The organism is Devosia sp. Z11_6 (assembly GCF_058133665.1).
Genome location: NZ_JBYUNQ010000002.1, coordinates 715,864 through 732,123 on the forward strand (window position 1 = coordinate 715,864; position 16,260 = coordinate 732,123).

General features: G+C 62.5%; 19 protein-coding genes and 1 pseudogene. 8 read left to right on the forward strand and 12 right to left on the reverse strand.

What is annotated here, in order from left to right:
• The first annotated feature begins 35 nt into the window (after positions 1 to 35).
• Positions 36 to 1,286 carry a diaminopimelate decarboxylase gene (gene lysA, locus AC3YMN_RS08720; RefSeq protein WP_489889706.1) on the forward strand — a complete coding sequence of 417 codons (1,251 nt, stop codon included), beginning with the start codon at positions 36 to 38 and terminating at the stop codon, positions 1,284 to 1,286.
• Positions 1,287 to 1,292: 6 nt separating this feature from the next.
• Here lysA and AC3YMN_RS08725 read toward each other — a convergent pair whose 3' ends face one another.
• Together AC3YMN_RS08725 and argH are read right to left on the reverse strand one after the other, a co-directional pair.
• Entirely contained in the window at positions 1,293 to 2,012 is a 720-nt protein-coding gene (locus tag AC3YMN_RS08725; RefSeq protein WP_489889707.1) for a gamma-glutamylcyclotransferase, read from the reverse strand.
• Positions 2,013 to 2,113: 101 nt separating this feature from the next.
• The gene (gene argH, locus AC3YMN_RS08730) at positions 2,114 to 3,565 is read right to left on the reverse strand and encodes an argininosuccinate lyase (protein ID WP_489889708.1); all 1,452 of its coding nucleotides are present in this window, start codon (positions 3,563 to 3,565) and stop codon (positions 2,114 to 2,116) included.
• A 20-nt stretch (positions 3,566 to 3,585) separates the two neighbouring features.
• Here argH and AC3YMN_RS08735 point away from each other — a divergent pair, with 20 nt between their 5' ends.
• The gene (locus AC3YMN_RS08735; RefSeq protein WP_489889709.1) at positions 3,586 to 4,248 is read left to right on the forward strand and encodes a TlpA disulfide reductase family protein; all 663 of its coding nucleotides are present in this window, start codon (positions 3,586 to 3,588) and stop codon (positions 4,246 to 4,248) included.
• Between the two features lie 4 nt (positions 4,249 to 4,252).
• Here the strand turns inward: AC3YMN_RS08735 and AC3YMN_RS08740 are convergent, their stop codons facing one another.
• The 5 genes from AC3YMN_RS08740 to gluQRS form a co-directional block, all read right to left on the reverse strand.
• Positions 4,253 to 4,435, reverse strand: a complete 183-nt coding sequence (locus AC3YMN_RS08740; protein WP_172125573.1) for a putative motility protein — start codon at positions 4,433 to 4,435, stop codon at positions 4,253 to 4,255.
• Positions 4,436 to 4,489: 54 nt separating this feature from the next.
• A complete protein-coding gene (locus AC3YMN_RS08745; protein ID WP_127754666.1) occupies positions 4,490 to 5,173 on the reverse strand; it encodes a rhomboid family intramembrane serine protease in 684 nt (227 codons plus the stop codon).
• A gap of 16 nt (positions 5,174 to 5,189) precedes the next feature.
• Positions 5,190 to 5,786: a cob(I)yrinic acid a,c-diamide adenosyltransferase gene (locus tag AC3YMN_RS08750; protein ID WP_127754665.1), complete on the reverse strand. Its 597-nt coding sequence runs from the start codon at positions 5,784 to 5,786 to the stop codon at positions 5,190 to 5,192.
• Between the two features lie 3 nt (positions 5,787 to 5,789).
• The gene (locus AC3YMN_RS08755; protein WP_127754664.1) at positions 5,790 to 5,990 is read right to left on the reverse strand and encodes a twin transmembrane helix small protein; all 201 of its coding nucleotides are present in this window, start codon (positions 5,988 to 5,990) and stop codon (positions 5,790 to 5,792) included.
• Between the two features lie 153 nt (positions 5,991 to 6,143).
• Positions 6,144 to 7,019, reverse strand: a complete 876-nt coding sequence (gene gluQRS / locus AC3YMN_RS08760; RefSeq protein ID WP_489889710.1) for a tRNA glutamyl-Q(34) synthetase GluQRS — start codon at positions 7,017 to 7,019, stop codon at positions 6,144 to 6,146.
• Between gluQRS and AC3YMN_RS08765 the strand changes: the two genes are divergently transcribed.
• The 3 genes from AC3YMN_RS08765 to AC3YMN_RS08775 all read left to right on the forward strand — a co-directional run bounded on the left by AC3YMN_RS08765 (position 7,003) and on the right by AC3YMN_RS08775 (position 8,997).
• Positions 7,003 to 7,692, forward strand: a complete 690-nt coding sequence (locus AC3YMN_RS08765) for a DNA-3-methyladenine glycosylase family protein (RefSeq protein ID WP_489889711.1) — start codon at positions 7,003 to 7,005, stop codon at positions 7,690 to 7,692. The two genes, gluQRS and AC3YMN_RS08765, sit on opposite strands and share 17 nt — an antisense overlap.
• Positions 7,689 to 8,378 carry an alpha/beta hydrolase gene (locus tag AC3YMN_RS08770; RefSeq protein ID WP_489889712.1) on the forward strand — a complete coding sequence of 230 codons (690 nt, stop codon included), beginning with the start codon at positions 7,689 to 7,691 and terminating at the stop codon, positions 8,376 to 8,378. The genes AC3YMN_RS08765 and AC3YMN_RS08770 overlap by 4 nt, the downstream gene beginning before the upstream one ends.
• A gap of 61 nt (positions 8,379 to 8,439) precedes the next feature.
• Positions 8,440 to 8,997 (forward strand): HNH endonuclease, encoded by a 558-nt coding sequence (locus AC3YMN_RS08775; protein WP_172125579.1) that lies wholly within the window; start codon positions 8,440 to 8,442, stop codon positions 8,995 to 8,997.
• Here the strand turns inward: AC3YMN_RS08775 and AC3YMN_RS08780 are convergent.
• The 3 genes from AC3YMN_RS08780 to AC3YMN_RS08790 all read right to left on the reverse strand — a co-directional run bounded on the left by AC3YMN_RS08780 (position 8,994) and on the right by AC3YMN_RS08790 (position 11,127).
• Positions 8,994 to 9,512, reverse strand: coding sequence for a disulfide bond formation protein B (locus tag AC3YMN_RS08780; protein ID WP_172125581.1), 519 nt, complete (start codon positions 9,510 to 9,512; stop codon positions 8,994 to 8,996). The two genes, AC3YMN_RS08775 and AC3YMN_RS08780, sit on opposite strands and share 4 nt — an antisense overlap.
• A gap of 85 nt (positions 9,513 to 9,597) precedes the next feature.
• Complete coding sequence (locus AC3YMN_RS08785; RefSeq protein ID WP_489889713.1) at positions 9,598 to 10,419, reverse strand: DUF72 domain-containing protein; 822 nt, start codon at positions 10,417 to 10,419, stop codon at positions 9,598 to 9,600.
• Positions 10,420 to 10,440: 21 nt separating this feature from the next.
• Positions 10,441 to 11,127: an outer membrane protein gene (locus AC3YMN_RS08790; RefSeq protein ID WP_127754657.1), complete on the reverse strand. Its 687-nt coding sequence runs from the start codon at positions 11,125 to 11,127 to the stop codon at positions 10,441 to 10,443.
• Positions 11,128 to 11,549: 422 nt separating this feature from the next.
• Between AC3YMN_RS08790 and AC3YMN_RS08795 the strand changes: the two genes are divergently transcribed.
• Positions 11,550 to 12,899 (forward strand): hypothetical protein, encoded by a 1,350-nt coding sequence (locus AC3YMN_RS08795; protein ID WP_489889714.1) that lies wholly within the window; start codon positions 11,550 to 11,552, stop codon positions 12,897 to 12,899.
• A 54-nt stretch (positions 12,900 to 12,953) separates the two neighbouring features.
• Here the strand turns inward: AC3YMN_RS08795 and AC3YMN_RS08800 are convergent, their stop codons facing one another.
• On the reverse strand, positions 12,954 to 13,448 hold the full coding sequence (locus tag AC3YMN_RS08800) for a hypothetical protein (RefSeq protein ID WP_489889715.1): 495 nt from the start codon (positions 13,446 to 13,448) through the stop codon (positions 12,954 to 12,956).
• A gap of 217 nt (positions 13,449 to 13,665) precedes the next feature.
• On the opposite strand from AC3YMN_RS08800, the pseudogene AC3YMN_RS08805 reads away from it, so the two are divergent.
• Together AC3YMN_RS08805 and AC3YMN_RS08810 are read left to right on the forward strand one after the other, a co-directional pair.
• Positions 13,666 to 13,836: pseudogene (locus AC3YMN_RS08805) on the forward strand (Arm DNA-binding domain-containing protein); the annotation flags it as partial.
• A gap of 347 nt (positions 13,837 to 14,183) precedes the next feature.
• Complete coding sequence (locus AC3YMN_RS08810; protein ID WP_489889716.1) at positions 14,184 to 15,287, forward strand: matrixin family metalloprotease; 1,104 nt, start codon at positions 14,184 to 14,186, stop codon at positions 15,285 to 15,287.
• 407 nt (positions 15,288 to 15,694) lie between these two features.
• On the opposite strand, the gene AC3YMN_RS08815 is transcribed toward AC3YMN_RS08810, so the two are convergent.
• Positions 15,695 to 16,081 (reverse strand): SOS response-associated peptidase family protein, encoded by a 387-nt coding sequence (locus tag AC3YMN_RS08815; protein ID WP_489889717.1) that lies wholly within the window; start codon positions 16,079 to 16,081, stop codon positions 15,695 to 15,697.
• Between the last annotated feature and the right edge of the window lie 179 nt (positions 16,082 to 16,260).

The window sequence follows — 16,260 nt, forward strand, 5'->3', positions numbered from 1 at the left end:
AGACAGGCTCCATCCCGCCAGATGGAAGACCTCACGTGACCAGACCTGACACTTTGCCGCCCCAGCTGATCGCGGCTGCCATCCGTTCGGCTGAGGAGGTGGGCACCCCGGTCTGGCTCTATGAGGCCGAGATGATCCGGCAGCGGGTTGCCCAGTTGCGGGCATTCGACACCATCCGGTTTGCCCAGAAGGCCAACAGCAATACCCATATCCTGCGCCTGCTGCGCAGCGAGGGCGTGATGGTGGATGCCGTTTCGCTCGGCGAGATCGAGCGGGCGCTGCATGCAGGCTTTGAGCCGGGCACCCAAGCCGAGGAAATCGTCTTCACCGCCGATATCATTGATGCCGCCACCTTGGCGCGGGTGATCGAGCTGCGCATTCCGGTCAATTGCGGCTCGCCCGACATGATCGCGCAGGTGGGGGAGGCCAGCCCCGGGCACCCTATCTGGTTGCGCCTCAATCCTGGGTTCGGGCACGGCCATAGCCGCAAGACCAATACCGGCGGGCCGTCGAGCAAGCATGGCATCTGGCATGACGAACTCGAAGCCTGCCTGCGGCTGGTCGACCAATATGAGCTCAAGCTCGTGGGCTTGCACATGCATATCGGCTCGGGGGTCGACTACCAGCATCTGCACCGGGTGTGCGACAGCATGGTCGATGCGGTGCGCCGCGCCAACCGGCCGCTGCAGGCGATTTCCGCCGGCGGCGGGTTGTCCGTGCCCTATCGTGCCGGGGAGCCGGAGATCGATATCGCCGAATATTACGCGTCCTGGGACAAGGCGCGCGAGCAAGCCGAGGCCATCACCGGCAGCAAGCTGCGGCTGGAACTGGAGCCGGGGCGGTTTCTGGTCGCCAATGCCGGGGTGCTGGTTGCCGAAGTGCGGGCCGTGAAAAAGGTCGCCAACAACCATTTCGTGCTGATCGATGCGGGGTTCAGCGACCTGGCGCGGCCGGCAATGTATGGCAGCCACCACGACATCGTTTTTGTCAGGCGCGACGGCAGCCTCGTCACCGGGGAAGCGGGGGCGGCGGCGGTGGCTGGGCCGCTTTGCGAATCAGGGGATGTCTTCACCCAGTCCGATGGCGGCTATGTGGAGTTCCGCGACATGGCCCTGCCATCGGTGGGGGACTTTGCGATCATCCGGGATACGGGCGCTTATGGCGCGAGCATGTCGTCGAACTACAATACGCGTCCGCTCGCCCCGGAAATGCTGCTCGATGATGGGGCGCTGCGTGTCATCCGGCGCCGCCAGAGCGTGCAGGAGCTGCTGGCGCTCGAGGGCTAAAGGCGCCTAGCCGTTGCTTTCGTACACCGCTTCGATCCGGTCGGCGACGAGGTGTTGCAGGCGCCAGAGATGGGGGTCGTGGATGCCCATGTCCTCGAGGTGCCGGACGGTGGCAAAGAGATATTCGGCCATGGAGCCGCGGGTGCCGACGGCGCGCGCCAGCACATCGGCAATGGCCTCGTCCGAGAGGCCGCTGACATAGCGGCCGGAATGGCGATCGATGCAAAAGGTCAGCGCAGTGATCGTACGCTCGCCGCTCTTGGCGCGCACCCAGCGGGGCGGGAAGGCGGAGGGCAGCCAGGCCATTTCGCGCTCGAGCAACTTGATGAGATTGGCCTCAACCGCATCGGGGGGCAGGCGATACAGCACGCCATTGCATGAGCCGCCGCGATCGAGCGCCAGCATGAGGCCGGGATTTTCCGGGCTGCCGCGATGGCGATTGTTCCAGCCGAGGCAAAAGGACCGGTGCCAGCCGCGCACCAGGCCCTTGCGCATTTCCACGAAGTCGCAGGCCGGGCGCCAGATCAGCGAGCCATAGGCAAAGAACCAGATTTCGTCGGTGTCCTCGCGCTCGGCAAGGAGACGCTCGAGGGTGGCGCGGTGGTCTTCCGGGGTGGCTTCCCACATGCCCTCGGGCGGGGGCGGCAGGATGTCGGTGACTTCAGGGGGCTGCAGATAACCGACATGGCGCTCGGTCAGGCGCATCTGCCGGAGTTTTTGGGGCATTCCAGGTCCTTTCACCTGCCGGTTTCCCCGGCTCGCCCATCATGATGGGGCAAGACCGGGAAAACGGCTCAGATGGTAAAAGACTGGTTCAGTTTACCCTGCTATTCAACCCCGCCATCGCCATGGCCGCCATGCGCCTTCTTCTTGGCAAGGGCCCGCGGCTCGGCGGGCTGGCCGGTGAGGAGGGTTTTCCAGCGGGCGGCTTGCGTTACCACATTGCCTGGCGCGGTGCCGCCATAGCTGCTGCGGGCGGCAACGGAGGCTTCAACGGTCACGACCTTGTGGATGCGGCTATCCATGCGCTCGTCGACCGATTTGAAGTCCTCGATGGTGAGGCCTTCAAGGCCGCAGCCCTTGGCTTCGGCGAGGGCGACAATCTGGCCGGTGATGTGGTGGGCGTCGCGGAAGGGGATATTGGCCTGACGCACCAGCCAGTCGGCGACGTCGGTCGCGGTGGAAAAGCCGGCGCTGGCCGACGCGTGCATGCGCTCGCGATTGGCGGTGAGATCGCCCACCATGCCGGTCATGGCGGCGAGGGACAGCGAGAGGGCATCGAGGGCGTCGAAGGCGACTTCCTTGTCTTCCTGCATGTCCTTGGAATAGGCCAGCGGCAGGCCCTTCATGACAACGAGAAGGCTGGACAGGGCGCCGATGATGCGCCCGACCTTGGCGCGCACCAGTTCGGCGGCATCGGGGTTGCGCTTTTGCGGCATGATGGACGAGCCGGTGGTCCATTTGTCGGACAGCTTGATGAAGCCGAACTGGGCCGAGCTCCAGATCACCAGTTCCTCGGCAAAGCGGGAAAGGTGCATGGCGCAGATCGCGGCGGCCGCGAGGGTTTCGAGGATGAAATCGCGGTCGGACACGGCATCGAGCGAATTGGCGGTGGGGCGATCAAAGCCGAGCGCCTGCGCGGTCATGTCCCGGTCGATGGGATAAGGCGTGCCGGCCAGCGCCGCCGAGCCTAGTGGGTTTTCATTGAGGCGCTTGCGGGCGTCTTCGAGCCGGCCGGCATCGCGCCCGAGCATTTCCACATAGGCCAGGAGATGGTGGCCAAAGGTCACCGGCTGGGCGTTTTGCAGATGGGTAAAGCCGGGCATGATGGTTTCGGCTTCGTCCTCGGCCTTGGTGACGAGGGCAAGCTGCAGGCCGCGGATCTGGACGAGGAGCGTATCGATGGTGTCGCGCACATAAAGGCGGAAATCGGTGGCGACCTGGTCATTGCGCGAGCGGGCGGTGTGAAGGCGCCCGGCGGCATCGCCGATTTTTTCGCGCAAGCGCGATTCCACATTCATGTGGATGTCTTCCAGCGAACGCGAGAACGTGAAGGTGCCGTTCTCGATCTCGCCCAGCACCTCGGTTAAACCGGCCGTGATGCTGTCGGCATCGGCCTGCGTCAGAATGCCGGTTGCAGCAAGCATGCGGGCATGGGCTATCGAGCCGGCAATATCCTGGGGGAAAAGACGCTGATCGAAGCCGATCGAGGCGTTGATTTCTTCCATGATGGCGTCGGGGCCCGATGCAAACCGGCCGCCCCACATCTTGTTGCTCATTGCTGCTCTCCGGAGATCCCATGACTCAATCCAGCCCCGCCCGCCCCGAAGCTCGCCATCGGTTCCGGTTGCTGCTGGGACTTGGAGTTGGTGTGGTGGCGCTTTCTATAACGGCGTGGGCGTGGCTGGGCAATGCCGGGCAGGCACGCGAATGCCCGGTGCAAGCCGAGGCGGCCGAGGCGATCGACTTTGCCGCAGTGGGGGAACTCGCTGCGCTGAATGGCACGGGGGAAGGGCGGGGCTATTCGACGCTTGCCTTCCAGGACGATGCGGGCGCGCCGATGAGCATTACGAGCTTCAAGGGCAAGAAATTGCTGGTCAATTTCTGGGCCAGCTGGTGCGTGCCGTGCCGGGAAGAAATGCCGGCACTCGATGCGGTGGCGAGCAAATATAATTCCGACGAGTTTGCGGTGCTGCCGATCAATCTCGATATCGGCGAGGATGGGCTCGGCAAGGCGCGCGCGTTTTTGGCCGAAGGGCAGTTCGCCAATCTTCCGCTGTTCGCGGATCCGACTTTCGCCGCGTTCGAGCGGCTCAAGCGCGAAGCGGTCGCGGTAGGGCTGCCGGTGACGCTGGTGCTGGACGAGAACGGGTGCGAACTGGGCGTGCTGCAGGGGCCGGCGGAATGGAATACGCCGGACGGGCACGGGGTGGTGGAAGCGCTGCTCGGGCTTGGCGCCTGACGTTTCAGGCGCGCTTGTCGATCACGAGGCCCTGACCGGGTGGTGGCGCGGCCTGCACGGCTTGGGCGACCATGTTGATGAGGCTGGCTTCCATCTCATGGGATTTCTTGAGCACGGCCAGTTGCACGCTTTGCTGAGTGGCGGCGGCGCGGGTGGTGACCATCTGCATGGCAAGATCGGTGTTCATCGCGCGCTCCGGTTCGAAGGCGGGGATCATAGAGAGGCGCGGGTAAACAAAACGCTAGCGGCCCCCGAGCAGCGCCACCTGCGAGCGCTTGCCGATGGCAGCCAGCACCATGCCGGTGGCAAAGCCACCAAGATGGGCCCACCATGACACGGGCTCCAGCGAGCCCATCACCACATTGAAGATCTGGACGGCAATCCAGACACCCAGCATCCAGAAGGCCGGCACCGGCAGCGGAATGGGAATGACGATGCGCGCCAGCACATAAACCCGGGCATGGGGATAAAGCAGGCAATACGCCCCCATCACCCCGGCGACGGCGCCCGAAGCGCCGATCAGCGGCGTGGTGCTGTTGGGATCGAGCAGCAGGTGGAGGAGCGCCGCGCCAGCAGCGCAGCCGAGGTAAAACAACACGAACCGGAAATGCCCCAGGGCATCTTCGATGTTGTCGCCGAACACCCAGAGAAACAGCATATTGGTGCCCAGATGCAGCCAGTCGGCATGCAGGAAGGCATAGGTAAAGAGCGTCGCCCAATCGGGCAGCCAGGGGAGGGGCTGGGGATAGATGTCGCGCACCACCACCGGGATCATGCCCCATTGGATCGCGGCCTGGAGAAATCCGATCGGCGGCAGAAGCGACTGGGCTGCAAAAACAAGGGCGGTGAACGCCATCAGGCCATAAGTGACCCAGGGAAAGGCAATGTGGCGGATCGGGTTGGTGTCATGCAGGGGCAGGAACATGCCGATCCGCCCCCGTTCAGCTGCCCCTGCGGGCGTCCCCGTAACCGCCCGGCACCCAGAGCACGTCCTTGGCGCCTTGGTTGTTGGCAACCCGCGCCAGCACAAAGAACAGGTCTGACAGGCGATTGAGGTAGCGAACAGCTTCGGGATTGGTGTCGGGCTCGGCCGCGGCCAGTTCCACCACCAGCCGCTCGGCACGGCGAGTCACCGTACGTGCCACGTGAAAGGCCGCGGACAAGGGCGTACCGCCGGGGAGGACAAAGCTTTTGAGGGGGGCGAGATCGGCATTGTAGCTGTCGATCTGCTTTTCGATCCAAGTGGTCTGGGCGGCAGTGATGCGCAGGGAGGGGTGCTCGGCATCGGGCGCGTCTTGCCCGGGGGTGGCGAGATCCGAGCCGACATCGAAGAGATCGTTCTGGATGCGGGCGAGCATGGTGTCGATCTTGGGCATGGAGCCGGTTTGCAGCCGCGCGAGGCCGATAAAGCTGTTGGCTTCATCGACCGTGCCATAAGCCTCAACCCGCAAATCATATTTGGGACGGCGCGGCCCGCGCACGAGGCCGGTGCTGCCGTCATCGCCGGTGCGGGTATAGATGGAATTCAGTTTGACCATGGTTCAGCCCCTCGATCCGCCAAAGAAGAACAATGCGGCCAGCAGCAGCAGCAATGCGACCGCCTGGCCAATCACGCGCAGGCGCATCAGGCGCTGGCTGGTATTGCCCGAGCCGCCCTTGAGCATGTTCCAAAAGCCCAGCAGGAGCACCCCGACCACAAACAGCATGACCAGGGCAGTGACAATATTGAGAAGGTTTTCCATGAGTTCCTGCCGGGGATGATGATCCCTAAATGGGCGAGCCGCTGACGGGATGCAAACGGCAGCGGCAAGCGGGGCCTGGATGCCACAAATCTTGCTGCAGGTGAACAGCCGGGGTGCTTTCCCGGCATCCAAGCTGGCTCATGCGCTTGAGCCTCAATTGAGCTGGCGCGGCGCAAAGCCGAGTTCGCGCCTGACATCGTCGGGGCTCCAGCCGGCCTGCCGCAGCGCCGCCAGGGATTGCGAGTTCCGCGATTTGCTGAGCTTGTTGCCCTCTCCGTCAAGGATCAGGCGGTGGAAATTGTAGATGGGCGAGGGCAGGCCGAGAAGGAACTGCAGGAGAACATGGATATCGGTCGAGGCTTCCATGTCGCGACCACGCGTCACATGGGTGATCCCCTGGGCCGCGTCATCGACGACGACGCTCAGGTGATAGCTGGTGGGGGTGCCCTTGCGCTGGAGCACCACATCGGCCCAGCGTTCGGGCCGCGCATAGCGGATCTGGGGGCGATCGGTGATAAGCGGGCTGACAAGGGTAAAGGTCAGCGGGCCGGTCATGGCGCGGGCGCGATCATTGCGCAGGCGGAACTGCACGGGATCGCCGCGCTCGAGCCGCTCGATCTGTTCGGCGGCGCTCAAGTGGCGGCAGGTGCCGGGGTAAAGCGGGGCGCCGTCGGGATCGGTGCCGCTCGCTTTGGCGGCGATCTCGCTGCGCGAGCAAAAGCAGGGATACAGCAGATCGAGGTCACGCAGGCGCTCGCCGGCGGCGGCATAATGCTCAAGCCGCGTGGATTGCTGCATGACGGGCGTGGGCCAATCGAGGCCCAGCCAGTGCAGGTCGCGAAAGATGGCGTCGGTAAATTCGGGTTTACACCGCTCGAAGTCGATGTCTTCGATCCGTAAAAGGACGGTGCCGCGCAAGGCGGCAGCCGCAGCCCAGGTGTAAAGGGCGGAAAAGGCGTGGCCCAGATGCAAGAGCCCGTTAGGGCTAGGGGCAAAACGCAGCAGGGGACGGTTGGGTGACTTCGACACGACGGCACAATACATGAACGACGCGCTGACGTCACCGCGCCTCGATACGCAAGCGGCGGTGGACGCCCATCTGGACGCCCTGGTGCGGCTCGATCCGCGCCTGGCCCCGGTGCGCGAGCGCGCGGGCATTGTGCGGCCGCGGATCACGGAGGCGGGATTTGCCGGCATTGCGCGGGTGATCTGTGGCCAGCAATTGTCCGTCGCCAGCGCCAATGCAATCTGGAGCCGCTTTGCCCAACTGCGGGGGGCGCATGATCCTCGCGCTTATCTCACCCTCAGTGAAGCGGAGGTGCGGGCCACCGGCTTTTCGGGCGGCAAATATCGCACCGTGCGGGTGATCGCCGAAGCGGTGGTGGCGGGGACGCTCGATTTTTCCCATCTCGAAACATTGCCCGCCGAGGCGGCGGTGGATTATCTCACGGCACATAAGGGGATCGGCCCCTGGACGGCGCAGGTTTACCTGATGTTCTGCGCGGGCCATCCCGATGTGTTTCCTGCGGGGGACCTGGCGCTGCTCAAGGCGGTGCATTGGGGGCTCGAGCTTGAGGTGCGGCCCACCATCAAGCAGATGGAAGCCATTGCTTCAGGCTGGGCGCCGCATCGCTCGGCGGCGGCGCTGTTGTTCTGGCGGTATTTCGCGGCGATCCGCGACAAGGAAGGAATTGCGCTTTGAGTATTCTCACCGGCCCCAGTGTGCCCCCCAAGAGCGGGGCGGCACCCCGCCAGCTGGTCGTGTTGCTGCATGGCTATGGCTCGGATGGGGCCGACCTGATCGGGCTGGCCCCTTATTGGCAGGATGGCTTGCCCGAGGCGCTGTTCATTGCGCCCAATGCGCCCCAGCCCTGCCCGGGCTCGCCGGGTTACCAGTGGTTCCCCATCTACTTCGGAGGGGGCGAGGTGAGCTGGAGCGGGGCGACCGAGGCGCGCGAAACGATGGTGCGCTATTTGCGCGAGCTATGGGACGAAACCGGGATTGCGCCCGAGAACACGCTGCTGGCCGGCTTCAGCCAGGGGGCGATGGTGGCGCTGCATGCCGGGCTGTCCATTCCCGAGCGGCTGATGGGCATTGTCGCCATTGCCGGAGCCTTGGCGCCGCCGCCGGGATTTGGCGAGGGCAAGCTGGGCACGCCGCCGGTATGCCTCGTGCATGGGGATCGCGACGGGGTGGTGGAGCCGCGCTTCAGCGCCGAAGCCGCGCGGAAGCTTAAGGAAGCCGGGATCGAGGTGCACTACCATGTCTCGCCCGGGGTAGCGCATGGTATTGCGCCCGACGGGGTGGCGTTTGTTGATCAATTCATCCGCAGGATCAATCAAAACAACGGGAACGCAGTTCTGCACGAGCAGCCTTCACAGGACTGATACAAAGGGCTTAGTATAAGGAGGATATGGACTCCTTCGATTCCCGTTTCGGGAGACTCAAGTGACGATCCACGTGTCGCCTGAGGCCTGTCCCGCCCTGGTTCTGAACGCCGACTTCCGGCCGCTCAGTTACTATCCCCTGTCGCTATGGTCCTGGCAGGACGCCATCAAGGCGGTGTGCCTGGAGCGCGTCAATATCGTCTCGCACTACGACATGGTGGTGCATTCACCGAGCTTCGAGATGCGACTGCCCAGCGTGGTGTCGCTCAAGGATTATGTGAAGCCGGCGCGCCATCCCGCCTTTACGCGCTTCAACGTGTTTTTGCGCGATCACTTCCAGTGCCAATATTGCGGCTGCAAGGATGATCTGACCTTTGATCATGTGATCCCGCGCTCCAAAGGCGGGCAGACCACCTGGGAAAATGTGGTTGCGGCCTGCGCGCCCTGCAATCTGCGCAAGGCCAATCGGATGCCTTCGGAAATCAAGATGTTCCCGCGCCAGTCGCCTTATCCGCCCACGGTCTATGACCTGCACAATAATGGCCGGGCGTTCCCGCCCAACCATTTGCACCAGAGCTGGCTCGACTATCTCTACTGGGATATCGAGCTCGAGCCCTAGGCGAGGCGCGGATTGTTGCGCCGCTGGGCGACAATCGAGACCAGCAGCAGCGCGACAATAGCCAGGCTGACCAAGGCATTCATGCCCGCCAGTGACAGGCCAAGGAAGCGGAACTGCACGACGTCGCAGCCCACGACATGGGCGGCGTTGAGATCGCTCAGCGCATCAAAGCTCACGCCGGCGCCTACCCCGGTGCAGGCGGTGGGGCCGGGCCAGAAACCCCATTCCACCCCGGCATGGTAGATGCCCATATAGGCGCCCCAGGCGAAGATGGCGGTGGCCACGGCCATGGCGAGGTACCAGAGCGCCAGCGGCATGCGGTTCCAGAACAGCAGCACCAGGAACAGGATAGGCAGGCCGAAATAATAGGCGAGGCGCTGCTCAAGGCAGAGATCGCATGGCACGAGACCGCCGATCAGCTCGGACGCCCAGGCGAGCGTAATCGCCAGCAGGCCGAGCGCAAAAGCAAGGGCCGCACTGATCTTGTCGAGCGGAGAGCGAAGCGAGGCGGCCATGGGCGGGTTCCGGAGTGACGCTTGTGGGTGCGGGTGGGATAGCCGCACAAGCCGGTAAAAACCAGAGCGGAACGGCGATTTGATGCTAATCGCCGGGCAGGCTGATCCCGAGGGCCTGGCGCAGGGCGATGGCATTGGCGGGGGCGTGCAGCTTGTCCTCATGCACAAAAAGGGCAAAAACATCGTGACCCGCGGCGTCCCAATCGCGGATCTGGCTGGCCCAATCGGCGATGTCGTCGGGAGTGTAGCCGGCGGCATCGGGGCGGGCAGGGCCCTGCAGGCGGCAATAAGCAAAATCGGCGGTGAGGACGCGGGCGGGCTGCTGGACGGTGTCGCTGATCACGAGGGCGGTGTTGTGTTGCGCGAGCAGATCGCGGGCGGCAGGGTCATCCCAGCTGGGGTGGCGCGCTTCGATGGCGTGGCGGATGGCGCTCACCCCGGTGGCATCAAGGAAGGGCGGGGTTTTGAGGCGCTCATCGGCTTGCGCGGCGAGGGCAAGGTAGTCGTCCGCCGTGCGGGGCAGGAGAGCGAGGAAGCCTTCCAGCACGCCGAGGTCCAGCGCCAGGTTGGGGGGCAGCTGCCAGACAAAGGGGCCGAGCTTGGGGCCGAGTGCCAGGGGACCTGAGGCCAAGAAATTGGCGAGTTCCGGCCGGCAGTTCTTGAGGCGGCGGATATGGGTGACGAGTTGGGGGCCCTTGACCGCAAACACGAACCCATCGCGGGTTTCGGCGGCCCATTTGGCAAAGCTCGCGGGGTTCTGGTTGGCCCGGAAGGTCGCATTGATCTCGATGGTGCCGAGCCGGGAGCTGCTATAGGCAAGCTCCCGCTTCTGCACCAAACCATCAGGATAGAACGTGCCGCGCCAAGGCTCGAACACCCAGCCTGCCGTTCCGGTCCTGATGGTCATGGTTGGGACATTGCCGCTGGACTAGAACTTGTAGTTCATGCCGGCGCGCACCACGCTGAAGCGCTGCGTGGAGTCGACCGAGCCGCCGGGCAGGCCGGAATAGGTCTGGGTGCCCAGGTCCACATAGAGATATTCGGCCTTGAGGGTCAGGTTGTCGGTGGCGGCAGCTTCGAGGCCCGCGCCCACGGTCCAGCCCAGATGGGTGGTGGACTGCGAGGTCACGACATTGGCCGCGTCCGTGGTGCTCATCGAGCCCTTGCCGACGGCGACACCGGCGGTGACATATGGCATCACGCGATCCAGCGCCATGCCGGCGCGGCCACGCAGCGTGCCATAGGCATCGATGCCCGATTCGAAAGTGGTGCCTGGGCCGATATCTTCTTCATAGCCGATCGAGGACCACTGGCCGTCCGCTTCCACACCGACGATGAAGCCGCTGCCCATGTCCATGTTGTAGCCGACCTGGGCGCCGAGCGACCAGCCATCGGTATTGGTGTCGATCTCGGGGCCGCCGCCGGATGCTTCCTGCGTGGTTTCGCCAAAGCCGTAGCCGCCGTTCACGCCGGCATAAAAGCCGGACCAGTTGAAGGCGGAGGATGACGAATAGAACGGCGTCGCGGCCGCGCCACTGTTCCAGGACAGGTCGGCGGCGTTGGCCGTACCCGTCAGCAGAAGCGCTCCGCCCAAGATGATCGCTGCATGCTTCATGATAAACCTCGTATAAAGATGTCCCTGCAAATTGCGCAGAGAGTCTTAATAGCGCGGTAAGCCGTTTGGTTAACGGCGTCATGTTGTGCGGTTTGCTGGTCACAAAAATCTGAGAGCCTGGTTCGGGAACTTTTTCCCCTTTGCCGCTAGAGGCCGAAGGAGAGCAAAGCCCGGCAAACGGCGATACGGCCAGCACGGTCAGCGAATTGGGGCCGGGTTCTGCTGCTCCGTTCAGGCCGGCGAATTCCTTAGGGCCGCGTGGGCGGCGATCGTGGAGGACCGCGATAAGGCAACTTGCTGGACTGCCGATCAGGCGTCTGGACTTGGTGCGCTGCTGACTCACAAGTCTAAGCATCCTTAAATACTGTTTAACCAAACTGGTCCATGGTCTGTTAACCATAAGTTGGGTCGGTTCGAGGGTCATGAAAGCAAAATATTACGCGGCGTTGTTGTCGGGCGTTCTCTTTACCAGTGTCGTGAGCGCGCAAGAAGCACCGAGCAAGGCCTTCGGACTGACACTGGGGTCGAGCTTTTTCCAGTTGCCTGGAATCGACACCGGCACAGGGACGAATGGATCGGGGAGTTTTTCCCCGCAGGTGAGTGGCAGCGGCGTGGGCGCCAATCTAGGCCTCAGTGGCGGGCTGAGCTTGGGCGCTTTCGGCAGTTACGATGCAGGCGTCGGGCTGTCTGGCTTTACCACGGTTGGGGGCTCCAGCCGCACGGTGGTCGATCGCTTCACGGGGCCAGGCACCGTTACGATTGGTGGTTATACTACGCCTGGAGATGCCGGCATCGCGCTAGCCACCGACAGCGCTCCGGGGAACTCTTCGGCGAGCGCCACGGTCATCCATGCCAATCCACAGGGCGGCGGCGAAGTGCTGAGTGTGAACGCGCCCTTCAATGCTGCGGGGGCGGTCAATGACTACGGCGTCAGCATTGCCCGCGACAACAACAGCTTCGCGCTAGGGGGCGTGGCAACGCAGCAGGGGGAAATCAACGGTGCTGCGGCTTATGGCGCGGTGGCAGCGACAGATGGCGGGGTATTTTTTGGTGCAGGTGACCTTACGGGCCTTGCTATCAGCACCAGCGTTGATCGCAAGCTGACCTATTCGGGGGTTGATCTTACCCTGGCTCTGTCGACGGTGACCGGCGCGGCCTCCATGCAGGGTTATGTGGGGCCGAGCTATCGGCTGCTGCGGCAATCAATCCACACCACGACCCGGGTCGATATTCCTGAAGCGAGCCCGAGCGCGACGACCTTCCCCGAATATTCGATGCTGCGCAACGAGCGGCTGACCTCCCGTTACTGGGGTGGTGTTATCGGTGTTAATCTCAACCAGCCCATTTCGGACGAAGTGACCTTCTCACTGGGGCTGGAGGGCGGCGCCTATCATGTCGAGGATCGCTACGAGGGGCGGGAAGGCTATTCTATCGCTCGTGGTTCGGCCGCAGTCGTGCCCTTGACCACAGTAAACAATGCAAACCGTATCGATCTGGAGGCGGACGGCATGGCCTGGTCGGCGAAAGTCGCGCCCGCTGTTACCGTTGCTCTCGCGCCAAATCGGCAGATAACCTTTGGCGGCACGATCGATTATCTGTCCCGGGTCGCCACCGTGTCGCGCGATGGTTCGGTTAGTTCGGCTACCAATTCCTATGCTGGTTCGGACGACGGGGCGTTGACCTATGATGGCGCCGCCCAGACGGGCAATCGCTTGAGCTTTGGCTCGATGTGGAGCTTTACGCCCACCGTGTCTTTCACCGGCCAGTTCTAGAGCGGACCGGGAGCGCAGAAACACGGCGGCTGTTCCGCCGTGTCATTGTTGTCATCAATAGGACAGCTGGCTGACAGACGAGACATTGCCCAGGCCAGCTTGGCTGGTGGAGGAGTAGTTCGCGCCATCGCCGAGTGCGATCTGGCTGGTCGATGAGAGATTGAAGGCGCCGTCCTGGCTCGTGCCCGATTGGTTCAAGCCACCAAAGGCCGCCAGCTGGCTGGTCTGGGAACGGTTGAAAACGCCAAGCTGGGTTGTTCCAGCGTCGTTGAGGCCGCCAATGGCGGTCTGGCTGGTGCGAGCATTGTTGAACGAGCCAGTCTGGCGGGTGCCGGCCAGATTGACGCCCGCGATCGCCAATTGACTGGCGCTGGCATTGTTGCGCGCACCGCTCTGGATCGTGCCGGTGACGTTGTCGCCGGAGTCTGCTTCCTGGACAACATTGTTTCGGTTGGCGAGGCCGGACTGTGACTGCAAAGCAATATTTCCGGCCTGAGCCGCGCCAGCGCCCATTGCAAGCAGAGCGGCGGCAATAAGAAGACTACGCATGTTTCTGTTCCTCGAGTTACTCAACAAGTGCTGGGATTCACCCACTCCGTGACAAAGGTCGCCGGTGCTAAACAGCTACTCAGAAGCAAAAATAAAAGGAAGTATTAACCAGGGCTCGGCGCAAGAAACCGATTTTTAACCTTACCAGGCAAGCAGTTGAAGATGATTTGCTTTAAATGGAGGGTTGCTGGCGGCGTCCCGTTCTAGAGGGCCTGCTTTGCGGGAAGCACTCAGACGGCGGCGGGACGACGGGCGGAGCATATGGGTGCTGCGCATCACATTTCATGGCCGTCGCCGCGAAATGGGACTGGGGTCCGCATCTAATGTTAGTCTTGAAGAGGCGAGGCTTTCTGCCGACAAATGGCGCACCGTCGCCCGTGAAGGCCTCGCCGAGAAGGGCATCATCTCCGATATGACGATGGATCGGCACATGGAACGGGCGGGGATGGTCGTACCTTGAGCTGTTCTGGATCAAGCGGCGCGAGGATGTGGGCTACGTCATTCACCAGGACATTCCGCTCACACTGGCCATCCTCGACTCGCTGCAGTCGACCGGTATCTGAATGCCGAGCAGCGCGGGGGTTCTGGCTTACTGGCCGAAGACATGATCGATCAGCAGTTTAAGAACGTTTCTCCAAATGAACTTCCGGGCCGCATCGCGAAGTTGTAGGTGAAGTGCAAACCATTTATGCGGAAGGTGTTTATGGTGTAGATACGAATTGCTGGAGTTACCTCATGAGCGGTTTTGTTTTCACGGGTGCCAAATGGGGAAATCCAAGTCTTGGAACCTCAGGTGGCCAAGTCACCTGGAGCTTCGCAGCAGCAGCTGCTGGAGCCTTTTATATGTTCGATGCGCAACTTGGCGGCGCGTTTCAGTCGCTGGTGCGCGCGGCATTCGACCGCTGGGAGAGCCTTGCTAATATTGACTTAGTCGAAGTTAGCGACAGCAGCTTCACAAACATCCGTCTGGGCTGGGACAGCATGGACGGTAGAGGGGGGACGCTGGGTGAAACAAGATACTCCTTCTTTCAAGACGGGCGAATGAGCAAGGCTGAGATAGCCTTCGACTCGGCGGAAAACTGGTCAACTGATCCGCGCGATGCGGGCTTTGGCACAAACTTCTTTGCAGTTGCGATGCATGAAATTGGCCACGCGCTAGGGCTTGGACATCCCGACGACCCTCAAGCCCTGATGTATCCTTATTTGGGGCCGCAGATGGAGTTGGACAACTGGGACGCTGAGGGCATAATCAATCTGTACGGGAGAAGCGACCGCACATTTGGCACTGTAGCCACTGATCAGTTCCAGGGATCCTTCGGTGCCGACGTTTACTCGGGAGGGGATGGCGGGGACACGCTGTATGGCGGAGGTGGTGATGACCTTCTCTATGGCAATCCAGGGGAAGACCTGGTTTTTGGCCAGGAAGGCGAAGATACCATTTACGGCGGGCAGGATCGAGACACGCTTTACGGTGGACAGGACACTGACGCCCTGTTCGGCAACATGAGTGATGATGCGCTTTTCGGAAATTTCAGCAATGACTACCTCCATGGAGGACAGGGGAATGACTTTCTCCACGGAGGCCAAGGCGATGACACGCTGGTCGGCGGTGTCGGAAACGACACCATGAATGGCGGTCTTGGAGCAGATCGCTTCGTGTTCGCACAGGGCGGCGGCAGCGACCGCATCGAAGGCTTCAACTTCAGTGACGGTGATCGCGTCGACCTTGGTGGTCAGACCTCTACCCGCACTTTCGCCGAGGGCAACACCATTCTAACGCTCGGCGACGGCGGCACGATCACTCTGATCGGCACGGACGCCGGTAGCCAGCTGTTCTAAGGCCTCCTAGTCAAACAACAGCTACTTGAGCCGCGCTTCGGTGGGGCTTTTCTTTGGGCGCTGTTCCGCCGCCGTTTACAGAGCAGTTCTCGAAAACAACCGACCCGAGATAGTGCTGCGAACTACCTCGGGCCGGGAGCCCTCGACCCGTAAGAGCTACTCTTGAACGAGCCGTTCCGCATCGAAACAACAGTTCTAACGGGCTGGTGTTCCTTGCCTCCCAGTCCTGCCATCAAATGTGGGGGTAGGGCTCCTACCGTCTTCGCCTCAGGTGGTTCCGCGACGAGGCCAGGGCGGCGGCCTAACCGTGGCGGCCATCATTGGCCTTGGTGCCTTGGTCTATGTCCAGGTGATCAACTCAGTCTTTCGATCCATCAGCAAACCATGAAATTCCCTCGACAACGCCCTCATTGACGAGCGAAGCTGAAGCCGCGGTGCTCCGGCAGATAGAGCCGCCACGGGTCTTTCTTGCCGTCCACAGGGTTTGTGGTCCACTCGATGTAAGCATCGGCAGGGATCAGGCAGCGGCGCTTTTCGAACGGTTCACGGAACCCGGACGAGGTGTCCATTGTCTCGAGGCGGGCATTGAACATCGTGGCCTTGGGCACTTCCTTGGCCCCAAACGACACCAACCACCACCGGCCTTGTCGTGATGCACGAACTGCACATCCTGCGTCGGCGCGATGTTGTAGGGCGGCTGCATGTTGGACGGCGGCACGGGGTAAAGCACGTCGCTGAGCCGGCAAAGGGCGTGGAGATCCGCCCAAGTCATCTCGTTGGTGAAGCGGCCGCACATTTCAGTAATCGATCAGGGTGGGCGCCGCGCACAAGGCAAACACCTTCGTTGCCGTGTAGCGGCCGGCGAGGCCGCCGCCAACAATGGCGCCAGAAGGATATCTGGGCCGTGGGGCCCTATTCTTCACGCGAAAGCGAGGGTTCCTGCAGGCTGATGACCATGCGCTCAAGGCCAATA